The organism is Ornithinibacillus liuyingii (assembly GCF_055550225.1).
The window spans coordinates 149,505-167,898 of record NZ_JBPWOS010000004.1 but is presented as its reverse complement, the minus strand read 5'-3'; the positions used below and the strand labels follow the sequence as shown (position 1 = coordinate 167,898).

Below are 18,394 nucleotides of genomic sequence, written 5' to 3'. Positions count from 1 at the left end.
TCTGCCAATGAAAAAAATCACAGACATCTGCCTGTGATTTTAGAGTAAAAGGGAATAGCTAGCCTCTATTTCATTTTTTCTTAAAACCATACCTAACTGATCCCTAAACTATGCAAAGGGACAACAAAAAAGAAAGGCAGAAAAATCCGCCTTCCCTCATTTCGTACAACTATATGATGAAGATTATAAAAAAGGACAGACTACTCCCAATTTACTCTGTTTCACAAAACAGAGTCTTTGACCGTATTAAATTACTGGTTCAAAGTTGGGAAACGTAGTCTCACTGAATACACTTTTTTATAATCCTCCTTAACGTTCGATTTTACAGTTAGTATTATAGTTAGTTATGGCAGGAAAGTCAAATCCCTGTATACATAATAATCATCATCACGTTACTCATAGTAAGAAAAATACATGTCCTTTCATTGCAGGAAAATGTTATGACCTAATTACTCATAACCTATATTCTTGTTGGAGTATTCCCATGTGAATCGTATCATGCCAACTACCCTTACGATATATAGATTGTCTACTAACCCCTTCTTTTTTAAAACCTATATTACGGTAGAGATGAATTGCTCTTTCATTAAATGAAAATACTTTTAATGATACGCGATGTAAATTCATCTCTAAAAAAGCGTAATCAAGTAGTAACGTTAATGCTTCTTTACCATATCCCTTACCCCAGTAATCCTTTTCACCAATATCGATAATACATTCTGCATTTCTATTCTTCAAATCGATATTAATTAACGATGTTATTCCAATTGCCTTCGTACTCTCTCTGTCCTCGATTATGTAGCTTTTAGAAGAATGGGGCATTACTATATTTCCTTCAACAAATTCCTTTGTTTCTTGTAACGAGTATACATCTAATGCTGGATTTGTTGAGATCATGACCTCCATATCATTTCGCCAAGTATGATACAGTTCTATATCCTCTACTTCCATTTTCCTCAGTTTTACTCTTCGCGATACAAACAAATTTGATTTCCCCCTTAGTAAAGATGAGATGAGATTAGTCAACATGAATAATCTTCAACGATTCTATCGATTTGTAAATCTATGAAAGAAATATCACTTTCAATTTTTGCCTTCATATTATTCAGGATTTCCCTTGTTTTACCATTATTTCTTTGCTCTTCACTTAGGTATTTCGAAAAGTACATATAAGAGTATATTTGTCTAAACGTTAAAAGGAATGGGATTTTTAATAGCCATTGAGGATCCAGTCGATTTTCCCTAGTATATCCGTTCAAGAAAGAACGGAGAAATACTATCGCAAAATCCTCTCTTTCTCTTACATTATCATCACTAATCGTCTGTAAGGCATGATACAAAACAATAGCTATATCATAGACAAACCAATGATAAACACAATCACCAAAGTCGAATAAGATGATATCTTGTTCGTACAAATAGAAGTTTTTATGGTGTAAGTCATGATGGATCATTCCGTAAGAATTTTCATCTTTTGGTAGTTTTTCAAGCTCATTAATATACTTATTCCATTTACATTTTATCTCTTCACTTACATCATTTTCTTCTAGAAAAAGTGATTCGCTATTCCAACTCCTTTTGTACGTCTTAGGCTCAAACTGTTTAGATAAGGAATGTATTTTTCCCAATGTTTTACCCCAAAGATAGAATGTGTTGGTATTCCAGTCCCTTTTGTCAGATACGTTTACAAACTTCCCCTTAGCTTTCTCAAATGCAATTATCCAGCATTGTTCTTTATTACTCATCTCAACCACCTCTAATAGGTTTCCATGAGAAGAAGCTATAGGAGCAGTTACCTTCATTCCAGATTGGTGTAAATATAAAATCCAATCTAATTCTAACTCAATCGCACTTTTTTCATATGTCGAGCTTAAATAGAACTTTAAAATAAAGCTATCTCTACCGTTATCACATTCAAACACATTGTCTGAAAATCCCCCGACCAATTTTAAATTAGACTTCTGCATACCATACCGACTAGCGCCAAGGGATAAGAGCTTTTCATCTATCATTATCACCACCTCATGATTACTTACGATTTTTACCAAATAAAGTTTCAAATTATTTAGATAATATTATGTTATATTAGAATAACTACCATAAACATTCCACTCTATTAAAGGAAACGGATATCTGTTTCCTTTTTTGCCTTTCCTTTCTCATGAAGGTCACAGAGATGCTACCTCTATTCCCTTTTTTCGCTTTCCCTCTTCATTTGGGGCACAGAGATGCTCTCTCTATTCCCTTTTTTCGCTTTTCCTCTTCATTTAGGGCACAGAGACCCTCTCTCTATTCCCTTTTTTCGCTTTCCCTCTTCATTTGGGGCACAGAGGCGCTCTCTCTATTCCCTTTTTTCGCTTTTCCTCTTCATTTAGGGCACAGAGACCCTCTCTCTATTCCCTTTTTTCGCTTTTCCTACTTATTTACGTCACAGAGAAGCTCTCTCTATCGCCTTTTTCTGCTTTCCCTCTTCATTTGGGTCACAGAGATGCTCTCTCTATTCCCTTTGTTTGCTTTTCCTCCTCATTTGGGGCACAGAGATGTTCTCTCTGTTCTCTTTTTCCGCTTTCCCTCTTCATTTGGGTCACAGAGACGCTCTCTCTGTTCCCTTTTTTCGCTTTTCCCCCTCATTTGGGTCACATAAGCGCTCTCTCTGTTCCCTCTTTTCGCTTTCCCTCTTCATTTGGATCACAGAGGCGCTCTCCTTCTCCATTTCAGTAACAGACACCCTCCACCAATTTCATTTAATAAAAAATCACATTCCAACTAAAAAAAGACCTCGAAATCGAGATCTTTTTTGGAGAAAAAGTTCATTTTTCACTGTCTTATTTCGTTTACTAGGCTTAGCGAACCACAACCGTTAGCATTAACATGAAATATAGACTCGTCACAAATAAGCCACTAAATAGCAGAGAGATAATGATCGATGCTCTCTTGTAGAACGTCCATAGCATTAATCCCAATAAGAATACGGATAGGAATAAGAAATAGACTGTATTTATACTACCAGCAAAACCAACTGTGCTGCTAGCATCGATGACACCAGGATGAAATAGTCGAAATAATGGTGACACTCCTTCATCTGATAAATAGTTCCCATGTGGTGGTGATTGTTGTGAGTAGATAGATGTAATGGTAAAAATAATGAGTAATATAAACCCTTCTAAACGTACCCATGGGATAGGATTGAAATTAGAATTCTTTGTTATGGCATATTTTACGATGATTCCATTTCCCAACGCATAAAAAATAAGTGGTATTAGGAATAAGTGTTTAATTAATAATCCCTGCCCGTACGGTACCATCCATGAGTCAGTGTACTTACTTACCATGATATCCATTAAAAACAAACCACTAAGTGCTGTCGCAACTAAACAGCCGATAGCAACGACTGAAAACCAGCTTAAAAATGGTAGCCAGCGCTTATAGTTAAGTGAACACCAACCAACCACTAATACAATTCCTACCCAAACACTAACCGCCATTAAATGAATAAAGTCACTAATAATACCTATGATGGGATCTACAGCACCAGCATGGCTAGACCATGCAATGGTAACAATCACACCAGATGTTATGGCTAAACCCAAATATGCAAATGTACTTTTCTCAGTTGGTTTAGCCATCGCAATTAACAGAATTAATAACATAGATCCAAGAAAAGTAAAAACCCAAGCAGTTCCAACTGTATATGTCGTTAAAACGATTTTGAATGCCTCTACTAAGCCTATACGTGGAGCTATATATAATATGACATCAAGTACTGGAATAAAAGAGATTACAGGTAGTGAAATGGCACTTACCTGTAATCTCTTTTGTATTTTTATATCTGGACGGTATTTGTTAGGCACTAATAAAAGAATAAAACTCCCTACCAAAACGGAAAAGCACAGATATAAGAGTACCTTACTAATTATAACTACTACTTCCATCTAATCTCTCTTTCTTCTTGTAAGGACGACTAAACCGCCTGCCACTATTGCAATTAGTAGAATAATGATGACAATAGTAGTAGAAGATAATCCTTGATTCTCCTCATTGTCTGAAGCCACAGATTCTTGATTGTCAGTTGATTGTTCAGATGAATCTGCTATCTCATCATCCTCATTTGCTTCTGTTGATTCGGACGGTTCTTCCGCTAGATCTTCACTTTCCTCCGTTTCTGGCGCATTTACCGAAAAAGTAAACTCCCCTTCTACCGGATGGCCATCTGCACTAACAATACTCCAATTCACTTGATATTCGCCATTAGGTAATGGATTAGCTATCGTAGCTGTTAATGAGTTATCCTCTATCGTAATCTCTTCTATATCAATAGCTTGCCCCTCTATCGACGATAATTCGATAATACTACCTTGTTCAACTCCACCATCAAAATCGAGTACAATGTTATCCAAGGCCTCTGTTACAACCTCTCCATCAGCTGGATTAGAACTTTCTAAGTGTGAATGTGCAAACACACTATTCGATACAGACATGACTAAAAAGAACACTATTACGGTAAAAAATATACGTTTCAAAATAATTCCTCCTTAAGTTGTGTTACTATACGTTATAATACAGTTTATTAATAACCTGTACTCGAAAATATTATATATACAATAGCACGAATAACATAATACCTCCAAAGAGTGATTTATCATACCATAACGCTTGTAGATGATAAAATATAGACACATTTTCTTATAAAAAGGTGAAACGTATGAAGTATAAACAAATTAAATGGCTCATTCTAATAATTCCAACTGTGACGATTGCCTTATGGGAATATATAAGACATGATTTTCTTCTCCCCTATATATCCATGGAGATGGGAAATTATCTATCTCCCATTTTAGTCTTTATTGTAACATTGATATTTTCCCGTCATTTATTCACGATATTAGAAAGAATGCAGGAAGAGCTAAAAGTTGAAAAGGCAAAAAAAGCAGCACTGATTGAAAGAGAAAAATTGGCTCGAGAGCTTCATGATGGAATTGCTCAATCGCTATTTCTCTTGTCGGTAAAAACGAATAAATTCGGTAAAAAGAACCAACTTGAACATGATGTAGATTTTCAAAAAATTAAACAAACATTGCAGCATATTCATGAGGATACCCGCCAGGCTATTACCAATTTACGATATTCGCCCAATCAAGAACCATTTAGTTGGACGGAAACCATTAATCAATTTGTTACAGAAATTAAGAATCATCATATGATAGATGTTCACCTACAATGGTCCATACATGAGAGTACATTATCTCCTAAAGAAAAGGTTGAGTTATTCGCCTGTATTAAAGAGGCTGTTATGAATGTCATCAAGCATGCGAAAACAAATCAATTATGGATTCATGCAAGGGAAACCGATAACGGTTGGATTTGTCAAATTAAAGATCAAGGAATTGGATTCACCAATGAAACACTTCTATCTAATGGAGGCTATGGATTACAGATCATTAATAATAGAGCCTCCGATATGGGATGGGATTTTTCAATAAATCGAATTGAAAATGAAACGATTATTACAATAAACAAGGAGCAGATGTAGATGCAACCTTTTCGAATACTTATTGTCGATGATCATGCACATGCAAGAGAAGGCATTAGGGAAATTTTAGAGGAGTTTGACGACTTTCTTATTATAGGAGAAGCGAAAAATGGAAAAGAAGCGATCCAGCTGACCGAAGAACTAATCCCAGATATTATTTTAATGGATATCAAAATGCCCATGATGAACGGCCTTGAAGCTACGAAGATAATCAAAAGCAAATTCCCATTTGTAAAAATCGTTATGATAACGGTATCCGATGATATTACGGATTTATTTGATGCATTAAAAAAAGGAGCACAAGGATATCTGTTAAAAAACATTCAGTCCGACACATGGATAGAGCATTTAAGAGCCTTTGCTCTAGATGAAGTCCCGATGTCCAAAGAAATAGCATTACAAATCCTAAAGGAATTCCCTCAGAAGAAAGCAATAGAGGAAGAGAATATCCCTTTATCCAACCGGGAATTAGAGGTACTACAGTTAGTCGCCAAAGGCTTATCCAATAAAGAGATTTCAAATACATTATTTATTTCTGAACATACGGTTAAAAGTCATCTAAAAAATATATTAAGCAAACTTCATTTAGATAATCGCGTTCAGCTTACCAGTTATGCATTTCAAAAAGGATTAATGGATTAGGGAGAATAAGATTTCTTAAACTTCCACTTCTAAAAAACAAACATAACCCTGAATCCAGATATAGGATTTCAGGGTTATGTTACAGAAGGTTAGAATAAACCGCTACACAACCACTCAGCTAGTAGACTGGTAAGGAGATTCCCACCTTTCTACGTATAACCCAGAATGTGTCACTTCATCTATCGCTTTTTCACAGGCCTTCCTTGCCCCTATGTACATGTAGTAATCATTACCAAAATGAACATAAAAGTCCTTCTTATTGCCAATTTTGCACCATATAGCGTTCCGTAATGTCAACCCAGCTAACGCTTGGATTTCTTGAACGCTAATTGTTTTTCCAACCCAAATCTTGGATAAAAATTCTTTCGCATTTTGCTTGTTAACTTCATCAGACCATTGCTCTAAAGCAAGCAAGTAGGCATGATCTAACCCGATATCCTCCATAAAGGAAGAGATGGCATTGATGTATAATTGCTCGGTTCGTACATACTCTTCCATACTTACCTTTAATCCAACCTCTGAGAAACAGGTCCATTCTTCGTCATTTTGATAACTTCCATCTCTGTTTCTAAATAATGGATTATATTTCGTAACTCTCCAGGAATACACTGTTTTTCCTCCTTACTGTTCTATGCATATAGAGAAGTACTAACGACTTAGGATTAGAGCGAGGATTCTCATTGTTCATCTAAGAACGATTCATTTGCTAGGTCCATAACTACTCCACTAGCAGCTTTGCTCCCCTCACTTGCGGCATGAATTAATTGAGAAGGGCCCAATGTGATATCTCCACAAGCATATACCCCTTTTATATTCGTACGCCCTAAAGCGTCTATTTCTATTCCGCCCCTTTCATTTATGCGACATCCTAATATCTCTGCTAAGGTAGATGCTTGTTTTAACTCGCTACCAATAAAGCCACCTTCTCGCTCAATCTCTTTTCCATTACGTAACAATACCTTCTGTAAATAGCCATCCTCACCGTGTAAACCAATTATTTCATCTTCCAGAAGGATGACATTCTTCCTGCTTAGTAATTCTTTTTGCTCCTTCGTAAAGATATCCTTTCCATTTGTACATACAACAAGATCCTTACTCCAATTATAAATCAATTTTACCCCATGCAATGCATGCTCATTTTCTGTTATCAGTATTAATTTACGATCCCTTAATTCCCAGCCATCACAGAATGGACAAATAAATAAACTCTTCCCATAGAAGTCATATATTCCCTCGATTTCTGGCAGTACATCCTTTAATCCTGTAGCCAGTATAACCTTTTTAGAACGATAAGATTGTTGATCGCTTGTATGAATAATAAATGAATCATGATCTTTTATTACAGCAGTAACTCTTTGGTTACCGATCGTAATATCGGGATATTGTAATAACTCCTCTTTTGCAATTCGTTTAAACTCAGCTGGTTTAATCCCGTCTCTTGTTATAAAACCATGAGACTCATGTGTCACAGCATTTCTAGGTTGATTTTCATCAAACAACCTGATCTTCATTTTTGCTCTAGCAAGTACTAGGGCTGCATTAAGACCAGCTGGCCCTCCACCTATAATCGCACAATCTAATAACATATGATTTTCCTCCTATTCATCATTCCATATATTAAAGACTCTTAATATCTATAATAAAATCAAAAAAAATACTATTATTCCTCCATAATTAGATGACTAGCTTCTATTTGTCTGGCTATATCAACAATGTATTTTTGATCTAATTCTTTAGCCATCTTTTCTTCCGCTTCAATCATTACCTTTTCAATTAAACAATTTTCATTACTAATGTCATTATGTTCTTGTGAACAACTAAATAATGTGGTCTTCCCCTCAATTGCATGAATAACATTTAGGAATGAAATATCTCGAGAATGTTTTACAATACGATAACCCCCTTTTGCACCAGGACTTGATTCAATTAGTCCAGCCTTAACGAGTTTTGTTAATATTTTAGAGAGATATGTAGGAGACAGCTTTTGAATTTTAGCCAATTGTTCTACTCCGACTGCTTCTCCTTTATCTGCTAGCATTAAATATACCATTGTATGTAACGCATAATTCGTTGCTTTAGAATACTTCATACACTTACTCCTAACGCGGTCTTAATTATAGACTCTTTCTGTCTACAATTAATTATAATCTACTTAATTATGATATAGCAAGTAATTGAACCTTTTCCATGATCATTTCTTCTTATACCAGAATGTAAAACATAAAGAACATGAGTAGATAGACTACTTTTTCTCAGAAAACCAACGGAGTGCGCTTTGCTCCATCTCACGTACAAATTGCTTTTTTGCTGGACTGTATTCATTCGTCGTATTGTAACGCTGCGCTAACTTTTCCTTGAAGTAACTATATTTATCTACCTCTTCAGGATGAGCTCTTAAGTAGTCTCGAAAAATTAAATGTCGCTCAATCTCAGGGTTATCCCATTGATAGAAATGAATATGGTGGGTTCTATTTTCTCCCCCCTTTCGAAATAACCTTCTACCTGCAATACCCCATTCTCCAGTAACATCATATCCAAGAGACTTCATTTGATTATGAAATAAATCAACCTTCTCGATGTTTTTTACGATACACATCATGTCGATTACAGGCTTTGCCTTCATCCCCTTAACTGAGGTACTCCCAAAATGCTCACATCGGATTATTAAATCGCCAAATATTTTTTTAAGATATTCTGCTTCAGCCTTAAACATTCGAGTCCAATCCTCACTATAGTCTGTAAGCCGAACCTTCATAGTACTGACCCTCCTTTAAGTCTCATCTATAGCTTCTCCAGCTGATGACAGCTACTGTGGCCGGGGATAAAATTGTCCACTAGACAAAACTTTATAATCTTTTATGATACTTTGAAAATCTTCTCTCTAAACTAAGTTCATACATATTTTCTCCATAATAACACAAAATTCAAAAAATATTACCGATATTAGTAAACAAAAAAAGACGACCAATTATATGATCGCCTTGTTTGTCTCTGCACACGTTACCTTAATTATTCAATTCATGAATGAAAGTATCTCATCTTTCAAGCAACCTTTCCTTGCTAAACATACATGACCTTTTTTCCTCTTGAATAAAATAATTAAAATATAAATTTACTATCATTACTTTGTAATATTTTTTTCAAGGTCATTAAATAATTTAAATACCATCACACGCTCACCTGTACGGGTACTGATATCCGTATGGAAACTTTTAACTTTTTCTCCGGTTATAGTTAATACGATTCCCTTAAGCTCTTCAATGCCTGATTCAACTAGTACTGATCGCGTGTTCTTTATAGTTAGCATGCCATCTTTTGTTTCACAAACAGCATATTCAGCTGGTGTTAGAATACCTTGTAGATTTACAATAATCATATCACGTACGATATCTGTCTTCACGGAAACAGATCCGCGGCCTAGAAAGTCCTTTTCCCAATGTGTGATTGCTTTACTTATCTCAGATTCATAAGAACCTTTCGATAGTTTCATACCTATACAACTCCTATCGAATAAAAACTGTCCTATTCCATACAATTTTTAACATTCATGTTATGCTATCTATCTTACAAGATTATTCGTTCCGTCGTAAATTAATTAACCCTAAAATAAGTTCAGCAAAATCTCCTAACCCATCCGAATTCCTTATAGAATAAAAAGCTTAGAAAATTGCTCAATGTGAGCGTTTAGTACCAGTTTTTCCAATGTCCATCTGGGCTAATACTAGAAAGTCTCACCCATCCATTTTGGATTTTATCTCGGAATGCTGGATCATTATTTATTAATCGCTCTACATATTCACTAGGTGCTTGAATGACAATTAGCAAACGCAGTGGAGCATGATAAGCCTCAGAATCTGATTGCATCACCGATTGCCAAGGTAGGCCAGATAACAAGTCACTTGCATTTCCCTGCATAACACCTAGACCTGCAGTAACGGTTTGAGTCGTTTTATTTCCACTACCATAATAATGAGGTGCTACGGTTGAAGCGTAGTATTGTAAATTAATCCATTGCGCCACCGTTCCAGGTCCTGCAATGATATTAGCTAAGACCTCACCACTTTCATCCTGCTGCCAATCATAATTATGAAGAAAGGCCCTACCTTCTAGGTCACATTCCTGTGTTAGTTCACGTTGACCTATGATAAAGGAAGCATTTCGAGCTAATCCCCATTCTGGACGGATCTCACTCCAATCTTCCGCAAGCCGCTCTGCCTCTGCCTGGAGATTTTTAAGCTTAGATTGGTGATGAGGTAATTGTGCTAGACGTTCTGCATTGACATGATAGCTCACCTTCGGCATAACTGCTTCGATACGATTAAATGCCTCTTGTGCAGCTTCGGAAAGTTCAGGAACATAAATCCATTGTAATTTATCCACTGTTGTGTTGTGCTCAGCAGCTACGAACACCGTGTCCTCAGGGATTTCAATTCCAGAGGAAGATAGCTGCTTTCTTACTTCTGGAAGGTTGCATAAAGTAGCTAATACCCTCGCATTGAATCCGCCTGAAGCACCCCCACAGGCGCCACAGTCAAGAGCAGCAGCATAAGGATTATTAATACTTTGACTAACATGACCACATATGACAACTAATGGAGCAAAATTCTCTGTTAGCCCCATCATTTGTAGAGCCCTGCGCGCATATATTACCTTTTCTTCTTCTGAGAAACCAATAGGCAGCTCTGTTTCCATTTGACAAACATGGTTAATCGAAAGCCCCGTATTCGGTTTCCGTAACCAAGTCTTACGTAGGTTACGAAGGAAACGCTCTGCACTTTTTGGCACAAAACTACGTGCTACTGTTTGCAGACTAAGCCATGGCCCACTTAGCTCAGGTAAAAGTAAGCTTGAAAACACATTCTGTTTCATCTCTTTGAAGGTATAGCTTACGGAATTAATTGTTTGTTTACGTTGTTGATACGTTTCAAGTTCATTCGCTTCTGCAGACTCTGTTATTCGGTGCTCAGGCTCCAGTATAATCGGCAAAGAAGGATGACTATGATTGCTTCCAAGCTCACTCGTAGCAATTGGTAAGTTAAAAAAACCGGCAACTCCAATCGTTTCAAACGGACCCTCTTTTTCAAGATGGCGACGAAAAGGCTCTGAACGCACATCAATACAAAATGCTAATTGAGCTAAGGTACTTTTTCTATCGTTGATCTTACGTTGTGTCGAACTAATCATCTGACTTAATCGATCTGTATATGTTTGTTCCCAAGCTTCTAACCATATCTTTCTGCGAACATTATCATCAAATTCGTAAGCAAACGATAAATATTCGGCTTGCTCAGCAGCTGACATCGTTGACCATTCTTCAATGGTAAGATCGCCCCAATGAATCCAAGATGCTATCAGGGTAGTAATGGAAGCTTTTTTCTCAAATTGTTGTATGGACAAAGGTAAATAAGGCTTTAAAAGGGCGTACTCCATGGAAATACGAACTGCTAGATATTCTGTTAATAGTGTCTGTTCATCGTTCGATTGGCGGGAGCGCCAAAGCATCATTCCCGCCCATCCCGGTAATGATAGCAAATGACCTTCCAAATAGGATTGGATTTTCTCTTCCGGAATTTCTAATAAGGATACTACATGCTGTAACGCCATAGATGCTTCTTGCGGCCAATTCTTCAAGCTTTTACGCTGGTTCTTACTAAGTCCCGGGTCATATTGAATGAGTTGCCGCCATGCACCATAGAACCCTTTCTCTCGATGTGGCATTGTCCACCCTGCCTGAGAGACATCAAGAAATAATTTACACCACTTGATGACATGATGGTCAAGAATCGTTTCTAACCTCTCACCATCTTGATTCTCTAGTTGTGAACTTATTGGTTGCACAGGAGCATTTTCGGCACTACCTGTATTCCGTCCGTTAAAGTTCTTCGCCAATTTCTCCAACTTTTGTGAGGTCAAAAGTTCTGAAGGTAATGTGTCTAATTTTAATGCTGCATGACAAAACTCTTCTTTCACATCCTGTGGGATATTAAAGGAATTGGAATCAAGCCAACGCTTTAACCCCTCTTTCACAAAGGCTTCATCAATCTCACCCTTATTCTTTGCCACAAGAATCAAATTAGCACTAGGGTATATATCAACATCACGGGTAGCTTTTAACCAGTCCGCAACTTGTTGAAAAGGTTGATTTTCAAGTCCCATCCAAGGATTACGTGCTGCGAACTTAGAAATAGGCCATAGGGGCGCAATTACTCGACTAGCTGATTCAACCATATCATTCATATCACGTTCGTTACGATCATTATTTAAATCTTTATTATTTTCCACTTCTTTTGTTAAAACGGATGTTGCATCCATCACTTGTTACCTCCTTCAGATAAAAATAGCTTCAGGTAGCTTGGATGACTTTCTACTGATTTAGGTTTTGCTTCACCTAATCGAATTAACCAAAAATAAAGTACTGCGAAGGAAGCAGAAGAAGGATTACGAGCAATCCGCGTACCTATAACACTCCCAAATAGTAAGAGACATATGACGATGATGACAACCAACATTGGAGGTTGAGCACTATGAAAAACGGTTGTATACAACAGCTCATAGAAAAGGTCATGCATGATAAAATAAACGAAGGCCGCGCCTCCTAATAGGAAGAAGCCAGCAATTCTACCCATTCTTCCCTTCCCATAAGCAACAAGCTGTTTCCAGGAAATAGACAATGACCAGCCTAAGATTAGCGCACTAATCAATTGATACCCATCTCCAGGAGCTACTAGCCAAAAAGCTACTGCTACAAGTAAACCTAAGATCCAACCAGCTACGATCCATAATTTGGAGGACCTTTCATTAATGAGAGGAGAATCCTCGGAACGACGTACTACTGAACCACTCTGTAAAAACAGGGTAGCTTTGAACAACCCATGCAAAACAAGATGAATAATAGCGGCTATATACGCTCCTAATGCACATTGAATAAGCATAAAACCCATCTGTCCAATTGTGGAACCTACTAACTGACGTTTATAGTCAACTTGCACTAAACTGATTCCTGATCCAATCAATACAGAAATACTTGCGAAAATGAGTAACACTATCGAAGCGACATCACCGTTAAAAAGAGGCGAAAATCGAGTTAAGATAATTCCACCTGCATTTACTAAACCTGCATGCATGATTGCAGAAACAGGAGTTGGTGCGACAACTGACTCGACTAACCATCTTTGGAAAGGCCACTGAGCTGCAGGAATTATCACTGCTAATACAATCAATAAGTTAATCCCAGTTTTCTCCCATGCACCAAGTAGAGCTAAATTGTCATTCGTTAGAACGACCGATAACTGCCATTGACCTGTGGTATAAAATAGCCAAATCACTGCGAATAACAGGGCGAACCAGCTTAACGTAAATATACGAGCAGAAACCCTTGCTGCTGATCTAGCTACTTTCCAGCTACTGTTTAGCCTTATCAGTAAGGTTAAACCGATGAGCGTTACTCCCCAAGAAATAACCATTAAGCGGAGATCCCCACTTAGCCATGTAATAGCGGCAGCACTTGTAGTGAATGTAAAAAGCGTGAAATACTTACGATAATGGCGATCTCCCATTAAGTAGCGTTCAGAAAAACGCTGAATGATTAAACCAATGGAAAGAACAAAGAAAGCCATTAGCCAAGCTAAGGAGTCCAATGACCAAAGCCCCACTATACCATTCAAATTGGGATTAGTAGTGTTTAAAAGAGTCAATAGCGAGAACAATGGCGGTAAAGCAACAACACCTATATGAATGCGAACAAAACGTAATGGTACTCGTGGATGTAATAACAATAGTGCACTAACCCCAGAGAAAGTAAGCAAAATGAGAAATATGGATAACGATGATAACGAATTTAGTGAAACTATCATAAAAAATTCTCCCAGTATTTAAAAATTAGTTCATATGAGTAATCTTATTATTACAATAAAAAAAACCGACAACTTCAAAACCTCAATGATGGTTTACTATCATTGAGTTTTGATAATTGTCGGTTTCACTTCAACTAACTTCAATAAAGTTTTTTGAAGAGCAACCTTTTAAGGTGGATTAAGTTATGTTCAAAATAAAAATCAGTCTAAATCAAATTATACCGATTTAAATTATTTTTCTTATTCTTATACTTAGGAAGCTTTTTCATCTAATCAATATTAATCAACATTAATAAAATGCTAAAGCCCTAATTAAGTTAGAATTATGCTTTTACAATATATATTAGCGTATATCGAATTGGAAAATTTGTCAACAAGGATATCCATTTACTATTTCATTGATCGTTTAGTCCCAGCACCTTTCAGATTAATCACTACTCGATCAACTAGCTTAATAAGATGGGGAATAAATTCTTTTCGTATCGATATCAATTACAAAATCAACTGTCATTTAATTGTCATGGAATTTGTTCAAAACCATGAAGCCTACAAAACACATTAGGAAGGTCCATAATCTCATAACATAATTCTTTTGCTAGAAAATAGTTATGTTTCAATTGTTGTATGGAACACTTTTTCCCGGTAAGTAAAACTTGAATACCATAACCTTTGATTTCAATAATCAATTTTATCACGACTGGTTGTAAACAGTCTTATAACTTAGATTTTTGTTACCAGCTTTATTTTACCATATTCCCGTCTTCAACTAGTCAATAACTACCTGAACTATTTTCCTTTAATGCTATTTAGTAGTTTAAATTAGTTTAAAGACCAGGGTATTTTCCCTGGTCTTGGTTCACCTTAGAATTATTCTACTATATTTAATACAGTAACTTTTTCCTGTGTCATTGATTCTAAGCTCTTACGAATACCTTGTGCTCCCATACCAGATCCTTTAACACCAATGAATGGGAAGTGGTCTGGGCCGCGTTCAGTACGACCATTGATTTGAACAGAGCCTGCTTCAATTCGGTTAGCAATAGCAAATGCTCGATTAATATCCTTCGTAAAGACACTTGCCTGTAAACCAAATTCGGATTCATTTGCAATACGGATAGCTTCTTCATCAGAAGAAACGCGTATAATTGGAAGAATTGGGCCGAATGGCTCTTCCCAAGCAACCTCCATTTCTTCTGTCACTTGATCTAGTAGGGTTGGATAAATTAAATTACCCTCTCTTTTATTCCCCGCTACTACTGTTGCTCCCTTTTCTACAGCATCATCTACTAAATGCTGAACGAAATCTGCAGATTTATCATTGATTAATGGAACAATTACATTATTTTCTTCCGGAGATCCTACTGATAGCTTTTCAACTTGCTCTTTTAACAAGGCAACAAGCTCATCCGCTACACTATCATGAACTAATACACGTTTGATTGCTGTACAACGTTGTCCTGAGTAAGAAAAAGCTCCACTAATAATATGCTTTGCAGCTTCCTGTAAATCGGCATCTTCCCGAACAATTCCAGGGTCTTTTCCACCTAGTTCAAGTACTAATGGAACCATAGTTGCTTTTTTGGCAAGCTGTACACCAGTGTTTGTTCCACCAGTAAAGGAAATCATGTTTATCCCTTTATGCTCCACTAAATAATCACCAATTACGGATCCACGGCCAGTTACTAATCCTAATAAACCTTTAGGCAATCCAGCTTTATCTAGGGCTTCAATCATCTTAGTACCACTTAGAGCTCCCTGTGTAGCTGGTTTAAAGACAACTGCATTTCCAGCCATTAATGCTGGTGCAATTTTAGCAGCTGATAGATTTACAGGATAATTAAACGGAGAAATTGCAAGAACAACACCACGTGGAACACGGTTTATAATTGCAATCTTCGACTTAGATCCTCCTGGAAAACTGTCTCCCAACATACTTTCTCCATGCATATGAAGCGCTTCTTCAACTGTATAGCGGATAAAGTCAGCTGTACGTACTACCTCTTTCTTAGCATCATTAGCGCCTTTCCCAACTTCTTTCATAATAATTTCTGCAAGTTCATCTTGCATATTGACTAATTCATCAGCCCATCTATATAAGTATTTCGCACGATCCTGAAGTGAGACCTCTGCCCAATCTTTTTGAGCTGCTTGAGCGAAACTTATTATTTCATCGACTTCATCTTGTGTTATCGATTGAACTTTACCTAATGTTTCTGGAAGATACGGGGACTGTATATCGATAGTCTGTCCGGAACTACTTTCTCTCCATTCACCATTTATATAAATCTTATACGTTGGTAGTTTTGTCTTTGATGTCATAATAATCTCCTATCTTATTTAGTATCTAGTTTGTGTATTTCGGGTAAGACAGTTTAAAAGGAATGTTTACTATTATATATAGAGAAACGTATTTATACTAAATAATATGCTCACTTTCAAACATATTAATGAGCAAAGCTAGGCAAAAATTACTTACCCTTATAGTTATTTAAGATAATCACATAAGAAAAATAAGCTTATGAAACAAAGAAAAAGGCGATTTAATCTTAAGCACCTTGTCTGATCATCGCACCTTATTTAATCTTTGTATTTGTTTTTCCATTCCTCTAACCAATCTGAATGATCTCCTTTTACTTCTTCCACGGTCTTACCATCCAAAGCATAGGGGGAACCTACTTCATCATGATTCTTTGAAATTGGGGAGGACCAACCGCCAATTACTTCATTATCAACTATCCAAACCGTTACTTTAGTTTTCCCCATTTCAAAGATGTTATCTAATGGATGGTTTTCTACGATAAATGCCACAGTATTTATCTCCTTATCAAAATATTCATCAGGTTCCATATATTGAACAGACCAAAATTCTAGGTTAGGGGAAGTAAATAGATCCTTTCTTTTAAATTCCTGACTACTCTCCCCCTCAAAGGAAATAACTTGATAACCGCTCTGTTCTAAATAGCTTTTGGCAATGTTAGCATTCTCAGTTAATTTTATTTCTTTTTCCGTACACCCGCTAACAACTAGTAGTAACGTTACGATTAAAAATAAAAATTTTTTCATACCGTATCCCTCCTTTTACATAGTAGCTGTGAGCTATTATGGATTAAAAATAGTCCTATTGCCTTCATCAACGATTTCGTAGTTATATGACGAAATCATTTTAACAAATGTTCCTTCTTTAGCTCTCTCCACTGTTTGTAGATGACCTTTTTAACAGATACTAATTTAAATAATATTGCCAAAAGAAAAAGGTGACCATCCATGATCACCTTGCTTTCTTATTGCAGTTTTTAACTTTGACTATATTCAGCTAGCATTTCATAATCTATAGCTTCCTTTTAAAGCTTATAACTTCCTTACTATTTTTTATTGTAATTCTGTTTCAGGCTCAACATGAATAAGAACATGTGAATTTTCAAATTCCGTTTGAATATCATGTTCTATTTTATCGCACAATTCATGTATGGTTTCGACCGTTTTATGGGAAAGAACTACCATGTGAAATTCAATATATTCATTTGGACCTGATCTTCTAGTTTTAAAATCATGTATTTCAAGAAATTGATCTTGATATTTATGAATGATGTCTAAAATCTTTTCTTCTTCTATTTGATTCAGTTTAGCATCAAGCAGCGGTGGAAACGCCTCTTTCATTAATTTTACTGCTTCAAACATGATATAAAGTGCTAACGCAATGCCTATTATCGGATCAAGAATATGCCAATCTGTTAAGTAAACCAAAAATAGTCCCGCTGCCACACCTAATGATGTATAAACGTCTGTAAGAAGATGGAAAGCATTTGATTTCATCGCAATAGAATTAACTCTATCAGCCTCTTTCTTTACTATTCTAGAAACAATGAAATTGACAATCGCTCCAACTAGCATTACCGCTACTGCAAGGAAAGGAAATTTTATAGCTTCAGGATATATAAGTTTATGAATACATTCGTAAATTATCCAGATTCCGGCAACAAAAATTAGAAGCGTCTCAATCGTTCCTGAGATGTTTTCTACTTTTCCGTGCCCAAAGGGATGCTCCTTATCAGCTGGTTTTCCAGATATTCTAACCGATATAAATGCTATTAACGATGCTAATAGATCTAAAGAAGAATGGATTGCTTCCGATATGACGGCTACAGAACCTGTGATTACGCCAACTATTAATTTTAACAGCACGACAAAGCTGTTGCTGATAACCGATAAAAAGGCAATACGAGGTGTTCTCAACATTACAATGACCCTTCCTTTCATTAATGGATTATTAATATATCAAATAAATTCGAGTGGGTCTATAGCAATGAAATAGACTAGTAGAAGCATTGTAACAACCTTCTAAAAGAGTTTCCTGAGGTGAAAATAATAT

General features: G+C 36.4%; 17 protein-coding genes. 2 read left to right on the top strand and 15 right to left on the bottom strand.

What is annotated here, in order from left to right; translation table 11 throughout:
* Positions 1-453 precede the first annotated feature (453 nt).
* The 4 genes from ACSKT4_RS06955 to ACSKT4_RS06940 form a co-directional block, all read right to left on the bottom strand.
* Positions 454-984, bottom strand: coding sequence for a GNAT family N-acetyltransferase (locus tag ACSKT4_RS06955; RefSeq protein WP_465823086.1), 531 nt, complete (start codon positions 982-984; stop codon positions 454-456).
* A gap of 38 nt (positions 985-1,022) precedes the next feature.
* The gene (locus tag ACSKT4_RS06950) at positions 1,023-2,012 is read right to left on the bottom strand and encodes a phosphotransferase enzyme family protein (RefSeq protein ID WP_465823085.1); all 990 of its coding nucleotides are present in this window, start codon (positions 2,010-2,012) and stop codon (positions 1,023-1,025) included.
* A gap of 831 nt (positions 2,013-2,843) precedes the next feature.
* Entirely contained in the window at positions 2,844-3,851 is a 1,008-nt protein-coding gene (locus ACSKT4_RS06945; protein WP_465823084.1) for a copper resistance D family protein, read from the bottom strand.
* Between the two features lie 81 nt (positions 3,852-3,932).
* Positions 3,933-4,520 carry a copper resistance CopC family protein gene (locus tag ACSKT4_RS06940; RefSeq protein ID WP_465823083.1) on the bottom strand — a complete coding sequence of 196 codons (588 nt, stop codon included), beginning with the start codon at positions 4,518-4,520 and terminating at the stop codon, positions 3,933-3,935.
* A gap of 182 nt (positions 4,521-4,702) precedes the next feature.
* Here ACSKT4_RS06940 and ACSKT4_RS06935 point away from each other — a divergent pair, with 182 nt between their 5' ends.
* Together ACSKT4_RS06935 and ACSKT4_RS06930 are read left to right on the top strand one after the other, a co-directional pair.
* On the top strand, positions 4,703-5,530 hold the full coding sequence (locus tag ACSKT4_RS06935; protein ID WP_465823082.1) for a sensor histidine kinase: 828 nt from the start codon (positions 4,703-4,705) through the stop codon (positions 5,528-5,530).
* Entirely contained in the window at positions 5,531-6,172 is a 642-nt protein-coding gene (locus tag ACSKT4_RS06930) for a response regulator (RefSeq protein ID WP_186868970.1), read from the top strand.
* 114 nt (positions 6,173-6,286) lie between these two features.
* Here the strand turns inward: ACSKT4_RS06930 and ACSKT4_RS06925 are convergent, their stop codons facing one another.
* The 11 genes from ACSKT4_RS06925 to ACSKT4_RS06875 all read right to left on the bottom strand — a co-directional run bounded on the left by ACSKT4_RS06925 (position 6,287) and on the right by ACSKT4_RS06875 (position 18,261).
* Positions 6,287-6,781 carry a hypothetical protein gene (locus tag ACSKT4_RS06925; protein ID WP_186868971.1) on the bottom strand — a complete coding sequence of 165 codons (495 nt, stop codon included), beginning with the start codon at positions 6,779-6,781 and terminating at the stop codon, positions 6,287-6,289.
* 68 nt (positions 6,782-6,849) lie between these two features.
* The gene (locus ACSKT4_RS06920) at positions 6,850-7,758 is read right to left on the bottom strand and encodes an NAD(P)/FAD-dependent oxidoreductase (RefSeq protein ID WP_186868972.1); all 909 of its coding nucleotides are present in this window, start codon (positions 7,756-7,758) and stop codon (positions 6,850-6,852) included.
* Positions 7,759-7,832: 74 nt separating this feature from the next.
* The gene (locus ACSKT4_RS06915; RefSeq protein ID WP_186868973.1) at positions 7,833-8,261 is read right to left on the bottom strand and encodes an Rrf2 family transcriptional regulator; all 429 of its coding nucleotides are present in this window, start codon (positions 8,259-8,261) and stop codon (positions 7,833-7,835) included.
* Positions 8,262-8,414: 153 nt separating this feature from the next.
* Positions 8,415-8,927, bottom strand: a complete 513-nt coding sequence (locus tag ACSKT4_RS06910; protein ID WP_186868974.1) for a GrpB family protein — start codon at positions 8,925-8,927, stop codon at positions 8,415-8,417.
* A gap of 366 nt (positions 8,928-9,293) precedes the next feature.
* Complete coding sequence (locus tag ACSKT4_RS06905) at positions 9,294-9,662, bottom strand: Na-translocating system protein MpsC family protein (protein ID WP_186868975.1); 369 nt, start codon at positions 9,660-9,662, stop codon at positions 9,294-9,296.
* A gap of 194 nt (positions 9,663-9,856) precedes the next feature.
* The gene (locus ACSKT4_RS06900; protein WP_465823132.1) at positions 9,857-12,484 is read right to left on the bottom strand and encodes a DUF2309 domain-containing protein; all 2,628 of its coding nucleotides are present in this window, start codon (positions 12,482-12,484) and stop codon (positions 9,857-9,859) included.
* Positions 12,484-14,025: an NADH dehydrogenase subunit 5 gene (locus ACSKT4_RS06895; RefSeq protein WP_465823081.1), complete on the bottom strand. Its 1,542-nt coding sequence runs from the start codon at positions 14,023-14,025 to the stop codon at positions 12,484-12,486. The genes ACSKT4_RS06900 and ACSKT4_RS06895 overlap by 1 nt, the downstream gene beginning before the upstream one ends.
* Before the next feature lie 518 nt (positions 14,026-14,543).
* Positions 14,544-14,720, bottom strand: coding sequence for a hypothetical protein (locus tag ACSKT4_RS06890; protein WP_246521545.1), 177 nt, complete (start codon positions 14,718-14,720; stop codon positions 14,544-14,546).
* A 172-nt stretch (positions 14,721-14,892) separates the two neighbouring features.
* Positions 14,893-16,344 (bottom strand): NADP-dependent glyceraldehyde-3-phosphate dehydrogenase, encoded by a 1,452-nt coding sequence (locus ACSKT4_RS06885; RefSeq protein WP_186868977.1) that lies wholly within the window; start codon positions 16,342-16,344, stop codon positions 14,893-14,895.
* A gap of 258 nt (positions 16,345-16,602) precedes the next feature.
* Entirely contained in the window at positions 16,603-17,088 is a 486-nt protein-coding gene (locus ACSKT4_RS06880) for a hypothetical protein (RefSeq protein ID WP_465823080.1), read from the bottom strand.
* 306 nt (positions 17,089-17,394) lie between these two features.
* Complete coding sequence (locus tag ACSKT4_RS06875; RefSeq protein ID WP_186868979.1) at positions 17,395-18,261, bottom strand: cation diffusion facilitator family transporter; 867 nt, start codon at positions 18,259-18,261, stop codon at positions 17,395-17,397.
* Positions 18,262-18,394 lie beyond the last annotated feature (133 nt).

Coding starts and splice junctions, on each gene's coding strand:
- ACSKT4_RS06930 (WP_186868970.1), top strand. CDS start 5,531: ATGCAACCTTTTCGAATACTTATTGTCGATGATCATGCACATGCAAGA.
- ACSKT4_RS06900 (WP_465823132.1), bottom strand. CDS start 12,484: ATGGATGCAACATCCGTTTTAACAAAAGAAGTGGAAAATAATAAAGAT.
- ACSKT4_RS06895 (WP_465823081.1), bottom strand. CDS start 14,025: ATGATAGTTTCACTAAATTCGTTATCATCGTTATCCATATTTCTCATT.
- ACSKT4_RS06885 (WP_186868977.1), bottom strand. CDS start 16,344: ATGACATCAAAGACAAAACTACCAACGTATAAGATTTATATAAATGGT.
- ACSKT4_RS06880 (WP_465823080.1), bottom strand. CDS start 17,088: ATGAAAAAATTTTTATTTTTAATCGTAACGTTACTACTAGTTGTTAGC.
- ACSKT4_RS06905 (WP_186868975.1), bottom strand. CDS start 9,662: ATGAAACTATCGAAAGGTTCTTATGAATCTGAGATAAGTAAAGCAATC.
- ACSKT4_RS06915 (WP_186868973.1), bottom strand. CDS start 8,261: ATGAAGTATTCTAAAGCAACGAATTATGCGTTACATACAATGGTATAT.
- ACSKT4_RS06950 (WP_465823085.1), bottom strand. CDS start 2,012: ATGATAGATGAAAAGCTCTTATCCCTTGGCGCTAGTCGGTATGGTATG.
- ACSKT4_RS06875 (WP_186868979.1), bottom strand. CDS start 18,261: ATGTTGAGAACACCTCGTATTGCCTTTTTATCGGTTATCAGCAACAGC.
- ACSKT4_RS06920 (WP_186868972.1), bottom strand. CDS start 7,758: ATGTTATTAGATTGTGCGATTATAGGTGGAGGGCCAGCTGGTCTTAAT.
- ACSKT4_RS06935 (WP_465823082.1), top strand. CDS start 4,703: ATGAAGTATAAACAAATTAAATGGCTCATTCTAATAATTCCAACTGTG.
- ACSKT4_RS06910 (WP_186868974.1), bottom strand. CDS start 8,927: ATGAAGGTTCGGCTTACAGACTATAGTGAGGATTGGACTCGAATGTTT.